Origin of the sequence: Rathayibacter agropyri (assembly GCF_013249015.1) — a bacterium.
Lineage (GTDB): Bacteria > Actinomycetota > Actinomycetes > Actinomycetales > Microbacteriaceae > Rathayibacter > Rathayibacter agropyri.
On the sequence record NZ_JABRPL010000004.1, the window covers coordinates 131,087 to 147,659 of the forward strand.

Below are 16,573 nucleotides of genomic sequence, written 5' to 3' on the forward strand. Positions count from 1 at the left end.
TCGTCCGTTTGCCGGGATCTCGCGACATTTCGCGGTGGGCAGGGGTCAGATCTTGCGGAGGAGGATGGAGGAGACCGTGTGGTCGGCCTGCTTGCGCAGGACGAGGCTTGCGCGGGAGCGGGTGGGACGCACGTTCTGCACGAGGTTCGGCTCGTTGATGGCTGTCCAGATGCTCCGGGCGCGCTCGCGGGCCTGATCGGGGGTCAGCGCCGCGAAGCGATGGAAGTAGGAATTCGGGTTAGCGAAGGCGCCCTGCTGCAGCGTGAGGAAGCGCTCCTCGTACCAGCGCGCGATGTCACTGGTGCGTGCATCCACGTAGACGGTGAAGTCGAACAAATCGCTCACCGCCAGGCCGCGCCCGAAAGCGGGCGGCTGGAGCACGTTCAGGCCCTCGATGATCAGCACGTCCGGCCGGCGCACGACGATCTCGGCATCGGGGACGATGTCATAGACGAGGTGGGAGTAGAACGGTGCGCGCACCTCCGCGGCGCCGCCCTTCACCTCTGAGACGAAACGCAACAGGGCGCGGCGGTCATACGACTCCGGGAACCCCTTACGGCTCATCAGCCCGCGGCGTTCAAGTTCACTGTTCGGCAGGAGGAAGCCATCGGTCGTCACCAGTTCCACCCGCGGAGTGTCCTCCCAGCGCGCGAGCAGCTCCCTCAGCAGGCGGGCGATGGTCGACTTGCCCACTGCGACGGAGCCGGCGACGCCGATCACGAACGGCGTGGGCTGCGCGCGCTCGCCGAGGAAGGTGCTTGTTGCCCGGTGCAGGTGCTTCGCGCCCCCCGCGTACAGGGTGAGCAGGCGCGAGAGCGGTAGGTAGACCTCGGCGACCTCGGTCAGGCTCAACCGGTCACCGAGTCCGCGCAGTTGCACGACCTCGGTCTCTGTGAGGGGCAGTTCGGTGCTCCGGGCCAGCTCGGCCCAGTCGGAGCGAACGATCTCGACGAAAGGGGAGGGGTGGGCGTCGCGCGCGGGATCGCGGAGTGACGACGGCATGAGGACCGATCCTAGCGTCCGCCTCGCCGTGCGCTTCACGCCGCGGGAGTGGTCTCTGCGCCGCTTAGAATCAAGCCCATGTGTGGAATCGTTGGATACGTCGGTGAGCGCGACAGCTTGGCCGTCCTGCTCGGAGGCTTGAAGCGTCTGGAGTACCGAGGGTACGACTCGGCCGGCGTGGCCGTGATCGACGCCGACGGACAGCTCGACAGCCGCAAGCGCTCGGGCAAGCTCAGCATTCTGGTCGATGACCTCGAGGCGACTCCGCTCGCCGAGGGTACGACCGGGATCGGGCACACCCGCTGGGCGACGCACGGCGGCCCGACCGACCACAACGCACACCCCCATCTGGCCGATGACGGGAAGCTCGCGGTCATCCACAACGGCATCATCGAGAACTTTCAGCCCCTCAAGGAGCAGTTGCTCGCTGAGGGTGCTGTCTTTGAGAGCGAGACCGACACCGAGGTCGCCGCCCACCTCATCGCCCGCGAGTACCTCCGCACCGGCGACCTCGTGCTCGCGTTTCAGGCCGTGGTCGCGCACCTCGAGGGCGCGTTCACGCTGCTCGCGCTGCACCAGGATCATCCGGGTGTCGTCGTCGGTGCCCGCCGCAACTCCCCGCTCGTGATCGGCCTGGGCGACGGCGAGAACTTCCTTGGCTCGGACGTCGCGGCCTTCGTCGAATTCACGCGCCGCGCGGTCGCGATCGGCCAGGACCAGATCGTCACGATCACTCCTGCACTCGTCACCGTCACCGACTTCTTCGGCAACGCCGTCGAGACCGAGCCCTTCGAAATCGCCTGGGACGCCTCCGCTTCCGAGAAGGGCGGCTGGTCGAGCTTTATGGCGAAAGAGATCACGGAGGGGCCGGAGGCGGTCGCCAATACCCTCCGCGGCCGGATCCACGAGGGCGCGATCACGCTGCCCGAACTCGAGGCGCTCGATCCGGTCCTCACCCAGATCGACCGCATCACCGTCATCGCCTGCGGCACCGCCGCCTACTCGGGAATGGTCGCGAAGTACGCGATCGAGAAGTGGGCGCGCGTTCCCGTGGAGGTCGAGTTGAGTCACGAGTTCCGCTACCGCGATCCGGTCCTCTCGCCGCGGACGCTGGTGATCTCGATCAGCCAGTCGGGCGAGACGATGGACACGCTGATGGCGGTCAAGTACGCCAGGGAGCACGGCGCCAGGACCCTCTCGGTCTGCAACACGCAGGGTGCGACGATCCCGCGGGAGTCGGACGCTGTGCTGTACACGCACGCGGGCCCGGAGGTCGCGGTCGCCTCGACCAAGGCGTTCGTTGCCCAAATCGCGGCGCTCTACCTCTTCGGGCTGCACCTCGCCACGGTGCGCGGTGCAGCCTCCGCCGAGGTCGTCGCCTCGCAGGCCGCCCAACTCGCCGCGATTCCGGAGAAGCTGTCGCAGGTGCTCGACGCCTCCGACGACATCGCCCAACTCGCAGGGTGGATGGCCGACACCCGCGCGGTCCTGTTCCTCGGGCGCCACGTCGGCTACCCGGTCGCGCTGGAGGGCGCGCTGAAGCTCAAGGAGTTGGCCTACATCCACGCCGAGGGCTTCGCCGCGGGCGAGCTGAAGCACGGACCGATCGCCCTGATCGAGCCGGGCCAGGTCGTCTTCGTGATCGTTCCCAGCCCGAGCGAGTCGTATGAGTTGCAGCGCAAGGTGATCTCGAACATTCAGGAGATCAAGGCCCGCGGCGCTCGCGTCATCGCGATCGCGGAGCAGGGCGACACCGCCGCGATCCAGATCGCCGACGAGGTCGTGCCGATCCCGCTGGCCGATCCGCTGTTCGAGCCGCTGCTGGCCGTGACTCCGCTGCAGATGTTCGCGATGGAGCTGGCGAGTGCCAAGGGTCTGGACGTCGATCAGCCGCGCAACCTCGCCAAATCGGTCACGGTCGAGTGATCGCACCGTGATCGTCGGGATCGGGGTGGACGTGGTTGATCTCGCGCGCTTCGAGCGCGCGCTGCTGCGCACGCCTCGCCTCCGCGATCGATTGTTCGCTGAGAGCGAACGTACGCTCTCCGTCCCCTCGCTGGCGGGGCGATTCGCGGCCAAGGAGGCGCTGATCAAGGCGCTCGGCGATTCGGTCGGCGCGGGCTGGCACGACATGGTCGTTGAGAGCGACGAGCACGGTAATCCCTCGTTCGCCCTGCAGGGACCGGCGCGCGCTGCTGTGGAGGCGCGCGGGATCGCCCGCGTGCACCTCTCGATGACGCATGACGCCGGCGTCGCGTGCGCCTTCGTCGTGGCCGAGTCGTGAGCGCGCCGCTCTCGTACCGCGAGGCGGTGATCAACGTCGATGCGATCACGGCCAACGTCGGCCGCCTCCGCGAGCTGACGGGGGCCCGGCGTCTGATGGCCGTCGTGAAGGCCGACGGTTATGGGCACGGCGCGCTCGCCACCGCGCAGGCGGCGCTCGCGGGGGGAGCCGATGCCCTCGGCACGGCCGAGTTGCGCGAGGCTGTCGCCCTGCGCGCGGCTGGCGTCGTCGCTCCGCTGCTCTGCTGGTTGCACGACCCGGGCGAAGACTTCGACGCGGCGCTGGAGCACTCGATTGACGTAGCAGTGTCCTCCGTCGCGCAACTCGACGCCCTGGCACAGGCGGCCGAGGACCACGGCGTGCGCGCTGCCGTCCAGCTCAAGGTCGACACCGGACTGAGCCGCAACGGTGCTCCCGAGGGGGAGTGGGTGCCGGTCGCCCAGGCGCTCGCCAGGCACGCCGCGCGCGGCTCGGTGCACCTGACCGGTCTGTTCTCGCACCTCTCGAACACGTCCCGCGAGGACGACCTCGCCCAGCTCGCGCAGCTGCGCGCCGCAGACGCGGTCCTCCGCCGATTCGGCATGCAATCGCCGGTCCTGCACCTGGCGGCGACGGCGGCCGCGCTCCGCCTGCCGGAGACTCGGCTGGACATGGTGCGGACCGGCATCGGCGTCTACGGCCTGTCGCCCGTCGAGGACGACACGTCGCTCGGACTCGGCCTCGTGCCGGCGATGACGCTGCAGGGCCGGGTCGCCGGCGTCCGCCTCGTCGCGCGGGGGACCGGGGTCAGCTACGACTACACCTACCGGACCGAAGGGGACACGATGCTCGCGCTCGTCCCGTTCGGTTATGCGGACGGCATCCCGCGCAGCGCGTCCGGAGTCGCCGAGGTCTCGATCGGCGGGCGGCGCCACCGCATCGCGGGACGCGTCGCAATGGATCAATTCGTCGTCGATGTCGGCGACGTCCCGGTCGCTGTGGGCGATCCGGTGGTCCTCTGGGGCGACCCCACCACCGGCGTCCCCTCGGTGGACGAGTGGGCGCGCTGGTGCGGAACCATCAACTACGAGTTGGTCACACGTCTCGGGCCGCGCGTGCCGCGACGGCTGCTCCCCGCGGCGGTTAGCCGTGCCTGATCGATCCTGGTTCGCCGAGCGCACTGTCGAGGTCGCCGATCCGGAGGCGATGGCCGCGCTCGGCCGGTCACTGGGCCGTGTGCTGCGCGCCGGCGATCTGCTGGTGCTGACCGGTCCGCTCGGCGCCGGAAAGACCACGTTCACCCGTGGCCTGGGCGAGGGCCTGGGCGTGCGGGGCCCGGTCACGAGTCCCACGTTCGTGATCGCGCGCACGCATCCACCCCTGCACGACGGGCCCCCGCTCGTGCATGTGGACGCCTACCGGGTTGGCTCGCCCGTCGAACTCGACGACCTCGACCTCGACCTTGAGCACTCGGTCGTCGTGGTCGAGTGGGGTGCCGGGATGCTGGACGGGGTCGCGGAGTCATGGCTCGACATCATCATCGAGCGGCCGATGGCGGGCATCGACGCTGGAGAGGTCGAGGAGGGCGCGGAGCCGGTGGAGCCGCGCACCGTCCGCTTCCACGGCACCGGCTGGAGCTGACCCCGCCGGTACCCTGGACGGGTGCTCCTCGCGATAGACACCTCCTCCGGAACCTCCGTCGCCGTCGTCGACGCCGCGGGCAAGGTGCGCTCCGAGCGCACCGAGACCGACACCATGCGTCACGCCGAGGTCGTCGGTCGGCTGATCCAGGAGGCGCTCGACGCGGCCGGCTCGGCGCCGGCCGACATTGAGGCGGTCGCGGTCGGCATGGGTCCCGGGCCGTTCACCGGGCTGCGGGTCGGCATCGCTGCCGCCCGGGCCTTCGCGCTCGGCCGCGGCATCACGACCTTCCCCGTCGTTTCGCACGACGCGATCGCCCTCGGGGCGCTGCGTCACGGTCAGCCGAAGGGCTTCCTCGTCGTCACCGATGCCCGCCGCCGCGAGTTGTACTGGAGCGCTTACGACGGCCTCGACGAGCAGGGCGTCCCGGTGCGCGCCTCCGGCCCTGGCCTCGACAAGCCCGCCTCCCTTCCGCACCCCGAACTCCCGCGTCTGGAGGCAGCCTCGGTGTCCGCGGCCGAGCTCGGAGTCGTCGCGTCCCGGCTGCGCGCCGCTGGCCGCATCGGAGCGGACGACGAGCCGCTCTACCTCCGCTCGCCCGACGTCACGCTGTCGGCCGGCCCCAAGCGAGTCACCGCGTGAGTGACGCGAGGCTGCGCGAGGCGGCAGCCGGCGACCTCGATGCGATTATGGCGATCGAGGAGTCGGAGTTTGCGGGCGATGCTTGGTCGCGAGGGACGATGGCGGAGGAGATCCGGAGCCGACACACCCGCTATCTGGTCGCCGAACAGGAGGGGGCGCTCGTCGGCTACGCTGGCCTGCTCTGCCCGGTGGGGGCACACGAGGGTGACGTGCAGACGATCGCGGTCGTCGCCTCCGTGCGCCGCACCGGCCTCGGCCGTCGCCTGCTGTGTGCGCTGCTTGAGGCCGCCGCCGAGTGCGGCGCCCGCGAGGTCTTTCTCGAGGTGCGCGCCGACAACCTCGCCGCGCAGACCCTCTACCGTTCGGAGGGCTTCGAGGAGATCGGGGTCCGCCCCGCCTACTACCAGCCCGATGGAGTGGACGCGATCGTGATGCGCCTGCCCCTCGTCCCGACCCAGGAGACACCGTGAACGCCGGCCCCCTCGTCCTCGGCATCGAGACCAGCTGCGACGAGACCGGCATCGGGATCGTCCGCGGCACGACGCTGCTGGCGAACACCATTGCCTCCTCGATGGAGGAGCACGCGCGCTACGGCGGTGTCGTCCCCGAGGTCGCCGCCCGCGCGCATCTGGAGGCGCTCGAGCCCACCCTGCACGCTGCGCTCGCCGAGGCCGGAGTCGCGCTCGGCGACCTGGACGCCATCGCCGTGACCTGCGGACCCGGTCTCTCGGGCGCTCTGATGGTCGGCGTCGGCGCCGCGAAGGCGCTCGCCGTCTCGCTCGGACTGCCGCTCTATGCGGTGAACCACCTCGTCGGCCACGTCGGCGCCGACGTGCTTCGCGCCGATGGGAGCGAGGGCAGCCCGGTCGAGGTGCCCACGATCGCGCTGCTGGTCTCGGGCGGACACACCTCGCTCCTGCACGTGCGCGACCTGGTCTCGGATGTCGAGCTCCTCGGCGAGACGATCGACGACGCCGCGGGGGAGGCTTTCGACAAGGTGGCGCGCGTGCTCGGCCTGCCTTACCCCGGCGGCCCGCAGATCGATCGGGTCGCGGCCGACGGCGATCCGCGCGCAATCCGCTTCCCGCGTGGGCTGACCCTCCCAAAAGATCTGGAGAGGCACCGTTACGACTTCTCGTTCTCGGGACTGAAGACGGCCGTCGCGCGCTGGGTCGAGAAGAAGCAGGACGCGGGCGAGGAGGTGCCGGTCGCCGATGTCGCCGCCAGCTTCCGTGAGGCGGTCGCCGACGTTCTCCTCACTAAGGCGCTCGCCGCCTGCCGGGACCGCACCGTCCCGAGCCTCCTGCTGGGTGGCGGAGTGGTCGCGAACGCGCGGGTGCGTGCGCTCGCGGAGGAGCGCTGCGCGGCGGCCGGAGTCGCGCTGCGAATCCCTGCACTCTCGCTCTGCACCGACAATGGCGCCATGATCGCTGCTCTGGCGGCTCAGCTCATCGAGGCAGGACAGCCGCCGTCGGGGCTCGGCTTTGGCGCCGACTCCACGCTGCCGGTGACGCAGATTCAGATGCGCTGATCGAGACTGGCGGGTGGAGCATGCGGCACCCCGCATTTTGACAGGCGGATCGTCCCGCTGCCACTCTTAACCCCGACCATTTATTTTTGATCAGGGGGATTCCATGACCACTTCGTACACGCCCACTCCGTACACCTCCACTTCTGACCGCTACAACGTCCTGGCGATCGTCGGCTTCGTCGGTTCGTTCTTTGTCGCCATCGTGGGCATCGTGCTCGGCTTCATCGCCCTGTCGCAGATCAAGCGCACGGGAGAGAAGGGGCGCGGCCTCGCTCTCGCCGCGGTCATCATCGGCTTTGTCGCGATTATCGCCTACATCATCGTCATCATTGGCTTCGTCGTCGTCGCGGCCACGGCGCCTCCGCAGGGCTCCTGATCGCCTCGATGACCGGGGGCTTCCACACCCCATCAGGAGGGACACCGTGACCGACGAGACTGCGCACGGACTGCACAGTGCACCACAGACCGGACCGACGTCCGTGCCGTTCGCCCCTCCGCTCGGCGAGCCGTCGGCGGCCTACCCGCCGCCGACGGCTCCAGCCGACCTCTCTGCTGTCCCGCTACCGCGCCGAGCGCCGCTGAACTCACTCGCAGTAGCGGCGCTGGTCTGCGGCCTGCTCGGCCTCGCTCCGGCCGCGATCGTGCTGGGTCATGTCGGCGTCGCTCAGGTCGCTCGCTCGGGGGAGCGCGGCCGAGGGTTCGCCGTCGCCGGCCTGGTCCTCGGCTACGTCGCGATCGTCCTCGTGGTCATCACCTTCTTTGTCTGGACCGCTTTCGTGGCCGACCTGCGCGACGGTGGCTACCTACCGGCGTGAGGTGGAGGGCCGCCGCCCTCGGTGCGCTGGCTAGACTCGGCCCATGAGCGACAGCACTCAGCCCGGCCCCGACGAGCAGCAGGGGTCCGTCCCCGTTCCACCCGTTCCGCCCGCTCCACCCGTCCCGCCGGCGCCGCCCGCGGGGCCGTCAGGCGGCACACCCGGATACCGGGCGGCGACGCCGAGTGCCGGTGTCACTCCGCCGAGCTACGGCACTCCACAGCCGCCACTGACCGCGCCGGCCTCGGCATACTCCCCGGCCCCGATCGCGCCGCGCACCCTGAGCATCGTCGGGATGATCCTCGGCATCGTCGGCCTGGTCATCTCCGTCTTCGCCTGGGGCTTCGGCTTCCTCCTCTCGGCTCCCGCGGTCGTCCTCGGCTTCTTGGGTCGCCGCCGCGAGCCGGGTGCCCGCGGCTTCGCCCTGACCGCGATCATCACCGGCTTCGCGGGGATCGTCGTTTCGCTGATCTACCTGGCGATCACGATCGTCGTCAGGCTGACGACGCGGCGGGTCGCTCCACCCGCTCGGCGAGCAGCGCGCGGTGCCTGCCCTGAATCCTGGTGAGGATCAGCACGGCACCTCGGCTACCCGCGAGCCCCAGTCGTCTGCGGAAGCGCGCAGGATCGATATCGACCCCGCGCTTCTTGATCTCGAGCACGCCGATGCCCCGCGCGCGCAGTTCCTTCGCCAAGGTTCGCTCATCGAGCGGGAGTTCGGCGAGCACGCGGAAGCTGCGAAGGAACGGCGAGGAGGCCGCTTCGTCGCCGGTGAGGTAGGCGATTCCGGGGGAGAGCATCCGGGAGCCGCTCGCGCGCGCCAGCTCTCCCAGCAGGCGTGCACGGATCGCGGAGCCGTCTGGTTCGTGCACGAAGGCGCCGAGGACGCCCACCTCCTCGTCCTCGCTGTCCGCCGCCGCCGTGAGTTCGGCCGCCCCTCCGGCACCGAGTAGCAGAGCGGAGCGGCGCACGCCCGGTCGTGCTAGCGCGCCGAACCAGAGACCTGTTTCGACCAGTTCGCCGTCGACCGAGACCCACTGCGCCTCCGCCTCCTTTGGCAGGCGCTCGCGGTCGAAGCCGGGGCCGACCTTAACACCCACCGGTCGGTGCTCGGCGAGGCCGAACGCGAACTCGAGCGAGGGGGAGTAGTCGTCAGGATCGTCGAGTCGCCGGGTCTCGCGATGGCCGGCCGTCCGCCGGGCCGGGTCGAGGTAGACGGCGTCGAAGCCGGTCAGGTCGAAGGACTCTGCTCCCGCGTGGACAGCTCGCGCGGTGGGGAAGGGTGCGAGGTTGAAGCTGGCGAGCGCGGCTGTGACCTCGTCGGCCTCGACGGCGGTGACCTCCAGGTCGATCGCGGCCATCGCGAGAGCATCGCCGCCGATGCCGCTGCCCAGATCGGCGATGCGCGTTGCTCCAGCGGAGGCAAAGCGGCCAGCGTGCAGGGCGGCGACCCGCAGACGGGTGGCCTGCTCGAGGCCCGAATCCGTGAACAGCATCGATCGCGCGAACTCGCCGAACTTCGCCTCCGCTCTCTGGCGCAGGCGTGCCTGAGTGAGCACAGCCGCGACCAGCTCCGGGGAGTGGCCGGCCGAGCGCAGGCGGGCGACGGCGCGCACGAGGTCATCCGACCGGTAGCCGTCGAGGGAGTCAAGGAGCCGCAGGCCCTCGGGGGAGAGGAGCTCGACCAGCTCGGCGCGTTGCATCCGGCCATGCTAGGCCACGGTCTGAGACGCGCTTGCCACGGTACTTGGCACTCTGATTGCACGAGTGCCAGCGATGCCCCTACGATGGATCTAGCACTCTCGGAGCGTGTGTGCCAATGACCGCGCTCCGCCCATTTCGTCGTCAAGAAAGAGGTCAACCGTGTCGGTGTCCATCAAGCCGCTCGAAGATCGCATCGTCATCAAGCAGGTCGAGGCGGAGCAGGTGACCGCTTCCGGTCTCGTCATCCCCGATACCGCCAAGGAGAAGCCGCAGGAGGGCGAAGTCGTCGCCGTGGGCCCCGGCCGCATCGATGACAACGGCAACCGCGTCCCGCTCGACGTCGCGGTCGGCGACAAGGTCATCTACTCCAAGTACGGCGGAACCGAAGTCAAGTTCGGCGGTGAGGATCTCCTGGTCCTCTCTGCTCGCGACGTCCTCGCGGTCGTCGTCCGCTAGTCCGGATTCCTCGAAGGGCCCGGCGACTCAGGTCGCCGGGCCCTTCGTCGTCCATGGCCGGTCCTCCTGGCAGCCACTGGCCTGATTCCGCCCGCTCGAGCCGGTTCGGGCGCCGGTCTCCTGCGTAGCATCTGAGGGGTGTCCGCGCCCCGAACCCCCTCCGATTCCCTCAGGCCCTCGACCGAGGGCATCCCCGTTGGCGAAGGAGTGGAGGCGCTCTCGGCGCCGGCGACTCCCTCCGCGGGCGGGATGTCATCGACGGGCCTGCTGTTCGCTTTCGGCGCGTACCTGCTGTGGGGCGCGATGCCCCTCTACTTCATCGCGATGGCGCCGGCCTCGCCATTCGAGATCGTCGCCTTCCGCGTTCTGTTCTCGCTCGTGTTCTGCGTCATCCTGCTCACCGTCACGCGCGGTTGGCACTCGTTCGCCGCGCTGCTGCGCCAGCCGCGGTTGCTGGGAGTCATGGCGATCGCGGGTGTGCTGATCTATGTCAACTGGCAGGTCTACGTCATCGCCACCACGACGGGGCACGTGATCGAGGCAGCGCTGGGCTACTTCATGAATCCGCTGGTCACGGTGCTGCTGGGCGTCCTCGTCCTGCGCGAGCGACTTCGCCCGGCGCAGTGGGTCGCAATGGGTGTCAGCGCCATCGCTGTGCTGGTCATTGCGGTGGGGTACGGAGCGTTTCCCTGGGTCTCGCTCGCCCTCGCCTTCTCGTTCGGCTTCTACGGCCTGGTGAAGAGCCGGGTCGGGGGCAGAGTGGACGCGGTGGGCGGGCTCACGCTCGAGACGCTGTGGCTGACCCCGCTCGCCGTCGTGCAGCTCGCGGTGGTCGGCTCGACGGTCGGACTGACCCTCACCACACACGGGTCGGGGCACGCGGTCATCCTTGCCTCAGCCGGCATCGTTACCGCAGTTCCGCTGCTGCTTTTCGCCGGAGCGGCACGGCGCCTGCCGCTATCGATCGTCGGCTTCGTGCAGTACCTGACGCCGTTCCTGCAGTTCCTGGTGGGTGCGTTCGTGCTGCACGAGGAGATGCCTCTGGAACGCTGGATCGGCTTCGCGCTGGTGTGGTGCTCCCTGGCTATTTTCTCAGCCGACCTCATCTCCGCCGAGCGCAGACGGCGCCGGATGTCCGTGTGACCCGCGGAACACGTTGCGCAGCCGCCACCGGACGGCGGAAAGGTAACGATCCGGTCGCGAAACGTATTGGAAACACCCCCGTATTGTTCACGGGTGCTTCGGAGGTTAGGTTGGCCGAGCGGTTGCCACCGGCGCCGCTCCCACTGACACATACCTTTCAAGGAGCAACATGGGCGTTTACGCGAAGGCCGGTTCGGCCCCCGCGCGGTCCCTCCGGGCAACCCTCGGCGGCGTCGCCATCCTGGGCGCCAGCGCTCTCGTTCTCGCCGGCTGCGCCGGTGGGGGCGGCAGCGGAGCGGGCGGTGACAGCGGCTCGGGCGACCTGTCCCTGAAGATCGGCACGATCCTCCCCCAGACCGGCACCCTCGCCGTCCTCGGTCCGCCCGAGATCGCGGGCGTGGACGCGGCAGTCGTTGACATCAACGACGCCAAGGCCGGCATCACGATCGAGGCGGAGCAGAAGGACTCGGGCGACACGACGACCGACATCGCGACGCAGTCAGCGACGTCCCTCATCGCCGACAACGTGTCCGCCATCATTGGCGCGGCGTCCTCTGGCGTGTCGAAGACCTTCATCGACCAGGTGACCCAGGCGGGCGTCGTGCAGATCTCGCCGGCCAACACCTCGCCGGACTTCACCACCTATGAGGACGACGGCTACTACTGGCGTACCGCGCCCTCGGACGTGCTCCAGGGCCGCATCCTCGGCAACAAGATCCTCGGCGATGGCAAGACCAACGTGTCGATCCTGTACATGAATGACGCGTACGGCACCGGCCTCGAGAAGAACATCAAGGAGACCCTCGAGGCGGGCGGGGCAGCGGTCGTGGCCGAGGAGATCTTCGAGCCGGCGTCGACCGACTTCAACTCGGCGCTGACCTCGGTCCTCGCTCCGAACCCTGACGCGCTGGTCGTCATCTCGTTCGACGAGATCAAGACCATCGCGGAGCAGCTTTCGGCGAAGGGCTTTGACTTCTCGAAGCTCTATGGCACCGACGGCAACTACGGAGTCATTACCGAGGCCGACAGCAACGTCAACATCGCCGGCGCGCAGTTCACCAACCCCGGTGTCCAGGCGTCCGACGACTTCCAGTCGAAGCTGCAGGCGTTGGTGACGTCGCAGGGTAACGACGCGCTGACCGTGTTCAGCTATGCGCCGGAGTCGTACGATGCCACGGTCCTGACCGCTCTCGCCTCGCTCCAGGGCAAGGCGACCGACGGTGCGACCATCCGTGACAACCTCAAGACGGTCTCGGAGGGCGGCACGAAGTGCACGACCTTCGCCGACTGCGCGAAGCTGATCGCCGACGGAGAGGACATCGACTACGACGGCCTGTCGGGTCCGATCTCGTTCGACGACAACGGCGACACGAGCGAGGCGTCCGTCTCGATCTACAAGTACGGAGCGGGTAACACCACCTCGTTCGAGGAGACCGTCGAGGGTTCGCTGAACTGACACGCGGGGACGCGGCTTCGGCCGTGATCCAGGAGGGGCTCGGTCGTAGGACCGGGCCCCTGTGTCGTGTGCGGGAGGCGGGCACTGAATTGTCTTCTGGGTGAGCGGAAGAGATCCTACGACCGGTGCGGGCACCCCGGGGCGCAAGCCGCGGCGGGGCTCGGAGAGGAGGCCCCCATCGGCGGGCTGGTCGCGTCCGGCGTGTCGTCGGTACAGTTCAGACCGCGTCCCCCGTCCCGGTGTGCGCGTTCTGGCGAAACAACTCCGAAAACCGGCCACGAAACTCCACCAACGTCGACGACCCTGTCTGCGTACGCACAATCGAGGCAGCAGGGCAAGGCGAGACTAGTACCGCCGCGGGCGAAGAGGATGTCGCGGTGGAGGCAATCTGGAGCATGAGTGATCGCCGTTTACCGCAAGTCCGGTCGCTCGGCAAAGACCGAGATACGCACGCTCATCGCGTCGATCAGTAGTGACTCGCGAGCCCTCACAGGCGACCCTCTAAAGTGCCGTAAGCCCGCTCATGCACGAGATCCCCTGCCACAGCAGAGGATCTCGTCCGTTAATGTGCATCTCGCGACATTTCGCGTCAGGGGCGCTACGAGGCGCGGATAAGGTCAGCCTCCTGGGCCAGGCGATAGGTGACGAAGGAGCGGCTGTAGTTACGGCGCTTACCGTTGGACGTCTCGGCGATGACGACCTGGGCATAGACGCCGATGACGCTCCAACGCTCGTAGTCGCCGATTGCTCCGGTGCCGAAGCTCGCACCGAGTGCGACGGGGGCGGGGGTGTAGCTCTTCATGGACGGCTCCTTCGACGTGGACGACACGGCGCTCGTGGCACCGCGGACAGGGGTGGATCTGCGACGGATCGCGACCCTTCCGGGGAAGAGGCGAGGGGGCTGCTCCCCTCATCAGGGGGAGGACCTACGTCCCCAAAACTACGGCAGCGAAGGATGTGGGGTGTCACCCGCGAGGGGGGTGCTGCTTCGGAGAATGACTCGTTGTTCCTTCCCTGCACAGGAGCAGGACCGGCGCGCGTGAGTTGCTCGGTCCCCAGCCCCGCGCTTCCAGGCACGACTTCGACGCTGTCGACCGGAAACGACGAAGGGCCCGCCGTCCGAAGACGACGGGCCCTTCGAGGCAGTGCTCAGCCGCCGACGGTGGGGGTGCTCGTGGTGACCTCGTTGGTCGTCGCGAGCGTGCCCAGGTAAAGCTCGATCACTTTGGGGTCGTTCATGAGATCGCGGCCGGCGCCCTCGTAGGCATCGCGGCCCTGGTCGAGGACGTAGCCGCGGTCGCAGATCTGCAGCGCACGCCGAGCGTTCTGCTCGACGATCATGATGGAAACGCCCGCGCGGTTGATCCGCTGCACATTGACGAAGGTCTCGTCCTGACGCATCGGTGACAGCCCCGCGCTGGGTTCGTCGAGCAGGAGCATTGACGGATCCATCATCAGGGCTCGTGACATTGCCACCATCTGGCGCTCACCGCCCGAGAGCGATCCCGAGCGCTGCTTGAGCCGTTTGCTCAGCTCGGGAAAGAGTTCGGTGACGAACTCGAGCCGCTGGCGGTACATCTTCGGCTTCTGATACATGCCCATCTCGAGGTTCTCCTCAATAGTGAGCGACGGGAAGACGTTGTTGTTCTGCGGCACGAAGCCGACGCCCTTTGATACGAGCTTGTCGGCCTTCTGCCCGGTGATGTCCTCGCCGTTGAGCAGCACTGTGCCCTGGCGAATGTTCACGAGTCCAAACATCGCCTTCAAGAGCGTCGACTTCCCGGCGCCGTTAGGGCCGATGATCCCGACGAGTTCGCCGCGCTTCACGTACACGTTCGAGCCGTTGAGGATGTTGACCCCCGGCACGTAGCCTGCGTGCAGATCGTGCGTTTCGAGCGTGTTCGGCGTCTGCTGCGTGGTCTGCGTTTCCTGGGTCACTTCTCGTCCCTCCCCGGCTCCACCGCGTGGGCCGTCGTGCGGCTGTGCTCGTGCGGATGCAGGCCGGCCTGCTCGGCCTGCTTCTCGACGTCCTCGCGCACGAGGTCCGACTCCATCTCCTCGGCGATCTCGAGCTGGCCCTCGATCGTGCCGAGGTCGGTGTCGTGGTGGGCGCCGAGGTAGGCGTCGATGACCGCCTGGTCGTTCATCACTGTCGAGGGGGGTCCCTCCGCGACGACCCTGCCCTCGGCCATCACGATCACCCAGTCGGCGATCGTGTTGACCATGTGCATGTCGTGCTCGACGAACAGCACGGTCATGCCTTCGTCTTTGAGGTTGACAATGTGGCCCAGGAGCGACTGCGTCAGCGCCGGGTTCACGCCCGCCATCGGCTCGTCGAGCATGACCAGCTCTGGCTCGGACATCAGCGCGCGGGCCATTTCGAGCAGTTTCTTCTGGCCGCCGGAGAGGCTTGACGCGTAGTCATCCTTCTTCGTATCGAGCTTGAACTTCTCGAGCAGGCGGAGAGCACGCTTCTCGATCGACTCCTCCTCCTTCGACCACAGCGGGCGAATGAGCGAGGTGAAGATGTTCTCGCCCTTTTGCCCCTTGGCGCCGAGGAGCATGTTCTCGAGTACCGTCATCCCGCCGAGTGCCTTGGTGAGCTGGAAAGTGCGCACCATGCCCATCCGCGACACCTTGAAGGCCGGGACGTTGGCGAGGTTCTTGCCCTTGAAGGTCCAGGTGCCCGTGTTGGGCTTGTCGAAGCCCGTCAGCAGGTTGAAGAACGTGGTCTTGCCGGCTCCGTTCGGGCCGATGAGGGCGGTGATGGAGCCGCGCGGAATCTCGACGTGCGCGACGTCGACCGCGGTGAGACCACCGAAGCGGCGGCTGACATTGTCCGCGACGACGATAGGGTCCTTCTTTCTGACCCCGGGGACGATGTTCTCCTCGGTAATGTCCGAGACGCGCGTTTTCGGCGTTGTCGTGTTAGGCAAAGTGGAGGTCCTTCTTCTTGCCGAAGATGCCCTGAGGTCTGAAAATCACCAGGAGCATGAGAGCCACCCCCACCACGATGAACCGGATCGGTCCGGTCTGCACGGTGGTGAGGCGGATGAGGTCGTTGTTGAGGACCCCGGAGTCGATCCCGAGCGTGAGGAGCCCATCGGTCAGACCGAGGACGACCCAGAAGATGATCGAGCCGACGACGGGTCCGAAGACCGTCGCGGCGCCGCCCAGCAGCATGATCGTGTAGAGGAAGAACGTGAGCTGGGTGCCGTAGTTGTCCGGCTGGAGCGAGCGAGGGAGGATGAACAGCGCTCCCGCGAGACCGCCCAGCACGCCTCCGAGAATCAGCGCCTGGATCTTGTACGAGAAGACGTTCTTGCCGAGCGAGCGCACGGCGTCCTCATCCTCGCGGATACCCTTGATGACGCGTCCCCACGGGCTGCGCATCAGGAGGAACACCAGCAGGCAGGCGAGGAGCACGAGGCTCCAGCCGACAATGCGCACCCACCACTGGTCCTGGCTGTAGGTGAGGACGCCGATGCCCCAGCGGCCCTTAGGCAGCGGGTTGAGGTCGTTGAATGCCTTCGCCGCGCCGTTGATGCCCTCGGAGCCCCCGGTGATCGCCGAGAACTCCGGCGTCTTGACCGAGAGGCGGATGATCTCCGCTGCCGCGATCGTCACGATCGAGAGGTAGTCCGCCCTCAGGCGCAACGTCGGGATGCCGAGGATGAGGGCGAAGACCGTGGCAGCGACGATGGTCGCGAGGAAGGAGCCCCAGACCGGCCACTCGAACTTGACCGAGGTGATAGCAAAGGCGTATCCGCCCACCGCCATGAAGCCGGCCTGTCCGAAGTTCAGCAGGCCCGTGAATCCGAAGTGGATGACCAGGCCGATGGTCGCGAGCGCATAGGCCGCGACGGTGGGATCGACGATCTGCCCGATCGCCAGCCAGATGAAGTTGAGGTTCATGGTGT

19 protein-coding genes are annotated in these 16,573 nt (G+C 68.1%); 13 read left to right on the forward strand and 6 right to left on the reverse strand.

What is annotated here, in order from left to right; genetic code table 11:
- Positions 1-45 precede the first annotated feature (45 nt).
- Positions 46-1,002, reverse strand: coding sequence for a type I pantothenate kinase (gene coaA, locus HRF29_RS11645; protein ID WP_173248957.1), 957 nt, complete (start codon positions 1,000-1,002; stop codon positions 46-48).
- Positions 1,003-1,080: 78 nt separating this feature from the next.
- On the opposite strand from coaA, the gene glmS reads away from it, so the two are divergent.
- The 10 genes from glmS to HRF29_RS11695 all read left to right on the forward strand — a co-directional run bounded on the left by glmS (position 1,081) and on the right by HRF29_RS11695 (position 8,462).
- A complete protein-coding gene (glmS, locus tag HRF29_RS11650; protein ID WP_173248959.1) occupies positions 1,081-2,928 on the forward strand; it encodes a glutamine--fructose-6-phosphate transaminase (isomerizing) in 1,848 nt (615 codons plus the stop codon).
- Between the two features lie 7 nt (positions 2,929-2,935).
- Entirely contained in the window at positions 2,936-3,286 is a 351-nt protein-coding gene (locus HRF29_RS11655) for a holo-ACP synthase (RefSeq protein WP_173248961.1), read from the forward strand.
- Complete coding sequence (alr, locus tag HRF29_RS11660) at positions 3,283-4,422, forward strand: alanine racemase (protein ID WP_173248963.1); 1,140 nt, start codon at positions 3,283-3,285, stop codon at positions 4,420-4,422. Before HRF29_RS11655 ends, alr begins: the two co-directional genes overlap by 4 nt.
- A 49-nt stretch (positions 4,423-4,471) precedes the next feature.
- Positions 4,472-4,906: a tRNA (adenosine(37)-N6)-threonylcarbamoyltransferase complex ATPase subunit type 1 TsaE gene (tsaE, locus tag HRF29_RS11665; protein WP_173249054.1), complete on the forward strand. Its 435-nt coding sequence runs from the start codon at positions 4,472-4,474 to the stop codon at positions 4,904-4,906.
- Between the two features lie 21 nt (positions 4,907-4,927).
- Positions 4,928-5,548, forward strand: a complete 621-nt coding sequence (tsaB, locus tag HRF29_RS11670) for a tRNA (adenosine(37)-N6)-threonylcarbamoyltransferase complex dimerization subunit type 1 TsaB (protein ID WP_173248966.1) — start codon at positions 4,928-4,930, stop codon at positions 5,546-5,548.
- Positions 5,545-6,018 carry a ribosomal protein S18-alanine N-acetyltransferase gene (rimI, locus tag HRF29_RS11675; RefSeq protein ID WP_343043730.1) on the forward strand — a complete coding sequence of 158 codons (474 nt, stop codon included), beginning with the start codon at positions 5,545-5,547 and terminating at the stop codon, positions 6,016-6,018. The genes tsaB and rimI overlap by 4 nt, the downstream gene beginning before the upstream one ends.
- Positions 6,015-7,079 carry a tRNA (adenosine(37)-N6)-threonylcarbamoyltransferase complex transferase subunit TsaD gene (tsaD, locus tag HRF29_RS11680; protein WP_173248968.1) on the forward strand — a complete coding sequence of 355 codons (1,065 nt, stop codon included), beginning with the start codon at positions 6,015-6,017 and terminating at the stop codon, positions 7,077-7,079. The genes rimI and tsaD overlap by 4 nt, the downstream gene beginning before the upstream one ends.
- Positions 7,080-7,182: 103 nt before the next feature.
- Positions 7,183-7,455 (forward strand): DUF4190 domain-containing protein, encoded by a 273-nt coding sequence (locus HRF29_RS11685; RefSeq protein WP_173248970.1) that lies wholly within the window; start codon positions 7,183-7,185, stop codon positions 7,453-7,455.
- Between the two features lie 46 nt (positions 7,456-7,501).
- Complete coding sequence (locus HRF29_RS14710) at positions 7,502-7,894, forward strand: DUF4190 domain-containing protein (protein ID WP_222929645.1); 393 nt, start codon at positions 7,502-7,504, stop codon at positions 7,892-7,894.
- 43 nt (positions 7,895-7,937) lie between these two features.
- Complete coding sequence (locus HRF29_RS11695; RefSeq protein ID WP_187698407.1) at positions 7,938-8,462, forward strand: DUF4190 domain-containing protein; 525 nt, start codon at positions 7,938-7,940, stop codon at positions 8,460-8,462.
- Here HRF29_RS11695 and HRF29_RS11700 read toward each other — a convergent pair.
- Complete coding sequence (locus tag HRF29_RS11700) at positions 8,389-9,597, reverse strand: THUMP-like domain-containing protein (RefSeq protein WP_173248972.1); 1,209 nt, start codon at positions 9,595-9,597, stop codon at positions 8,389-8,391. The two genes, HRF29_RS11695 and HRF29_RS11700, sit on opposite strands and share 74 nt — an antisense overlap.
- A 160-nt stretch (positions 9,598-9,757) precedes the next feature.
- On the opposite strand from HRF29_RS11700, the gene groES reads away from it, so the two are divergent.
- The 3 genes from groES (at position 9,758) to HRF29_RS11715 (ending at position 12,653) form a co-directional block, all read left to right on the forward strand.
- Positions 9,758-10,054: a co-chaperone GroES gene (groES, locus tag HRF29_RS11705; protein WP_097167691.1), complete on the forward strand. Its 297-nt coding sequence runs from the start codon at positions 9,758-9,760 to the stop codon at positions 10,052-10,054.
- Between the two features lie 249 nt (positions 10,055-10,303).
- Positions 10,304-11,197, forward strand: a complete 894-nt coding sequence (rarD, locus tag HRF29_RS11710; protein WP_173249058.1) for an EamA family transporter RarD — start codon at positions 10,304-10,306, stop codon at positions 11,195-11,197.
- A 169-nt stretch (positions 11,198-11,366) separates the two neighbouring features.
- On the forward strand, positions 11,367-12,653 hold the full coding sequence (locus HRF29_RS11715) for an ABC transporter substrate-binding protein (RefSeq protein ID WP_173248974.1): 1,287 nt from the start codon (positions 11,367-11,369) through the stop codon (positions 12,651-12,653).
- A gap of 598 nt (positions 12,654-13,251) precedes the next feature.
- Here the strand turns inward: HRF29_RS11715 and HRF29_RS11720 are convergent.
- From HRF29_RS11720 to HRF29_RS11735, 4 genes are all read right to left on the reverse strand, one after another.
- Entirely contained in the window at positions 13,252-13,455 is a 204-nt protein-coding gene (locus HRF29_RS11720) for a hypothetical protein (RefSeq protein WP_173248976.1), read from the reverse strand.
- Between the two features lie 347 nt (positions 13,456-13,802).
- Complete coding sequence (locus HRF29_RS11725) at positions 13,803-14,591, reverse strand: ATP-binding cassette domain-containing protein (RefSeq protein ID WP_173248978.1); 789 nt, start codon at positions 14,589-14,591, stop codon at positions 13,803-13,805.
- Positions 14,588-15,589 (reverse strand): ABC transporter ATP-binding protein, encoded by a 1,002-nt coding sequence (locus HRF29_RS11730; RefSeq protein ID WP_187698408.1) that lies wholly within the window; start codon positions 15,587-15,589, stop codon positions 14,588-14,590. Before HRF29_RS11730 ends, HRF29_RS11725 begins: the two co-directional genes overlap by 4 nt.
- A complete protein-coding gene (locus HRF29_RS11735; RefSeq protein WP_173248980.1) occupies positions 15,582-16,568 on the reverse strand; it encodes a branched-chain amino acid ABC transporter permease in 987 nt (328 codons plus the stop codon). Before HRF29_RS11735 ends, HRF29_RS11730 begins: the two co-directional genes overlap by 8 nt.
- Between the last annotated feature and the right edge of the window lie 5 nt (positions 16,569-16,573).

What these genes read in the sequence shown, in the direction of transcription:
- HRF29_RS11715 (WP_173248974.1), top strand. Translation starts at nt 11,367, where the DNA reads ATGGGCGTTTACGCGAAGGCCGGTTCGGCCCCCGCGCGGTCCCTCCGG.
- HRF29_RS11695 (WP_187698407.1), top strand. Translation starts at nt 7,938, where the DNA reads ATGAGCGACAGCACTCAGCCCGGCCCCGACGAGCAGCAGGGGTCCGTC.
- HRF29_RS11735 (WP_173248980.1), bottom strand. Translation starts at nt 16,568, where the DNA reads ATGAACCTCAACTTCATCTGGCTGGCGATCGGGCAGATCGTCGATCCC.
- HRF29_RS11720 (WP_173248976.1), bottom strand. Translation starts at nt 13,455, where the DNA reads ATGAAGAGCTACACCCCCGCCCCCGTCGCACTCGGTGCGAGCTTCGGC.
- glmS (WP_173248959.1), top strand. Translation starts at nt 1,081, where the DNA reads ATGTGTGGAATCGTTGGATACGTCGGTGAGCGCGACAGCTTGGCCGTC.
- tsaE (WP_173249054.1), top strand. Translation starts at nt 4,472, where the DNA reads ATGGCCGCGCTCGGCCGGTCACTGGGCCGTGTGCTGCGCGCCGGCGAT.
- rarD (WP_173249058.1), top strand. Translation starts at nt 10,304, where the DNA reads ATGTCATCGACGGGCCTGCTGTTCGCTTTCGGCGCGTACCTGCTGTGG.
- HRF29_RS11685 (WP_173248970.1), top strand. Translation starts at nt 7,183, where the DNA reads ATGACCACTTCGTACACGCCCACTCCGTACACCTCCACTTCTGACCGC.
- HRF29_RS11700 (WP_173248972.1), bottom strand. Translation starts at nt 9,597, where the DNA reads ATGCAACGCGCCGAGCTGGTCGAGCTCCTCTCCCCCGAGGGCCTGCGG.
- coaA (WP_173248957.1), bottom strand. Translation starts at nt 1,002, where the DNA reads ATGCCGTCGTCACTCCGCGATCCCGCGCGCGACGCCCACCCCTCCCCT.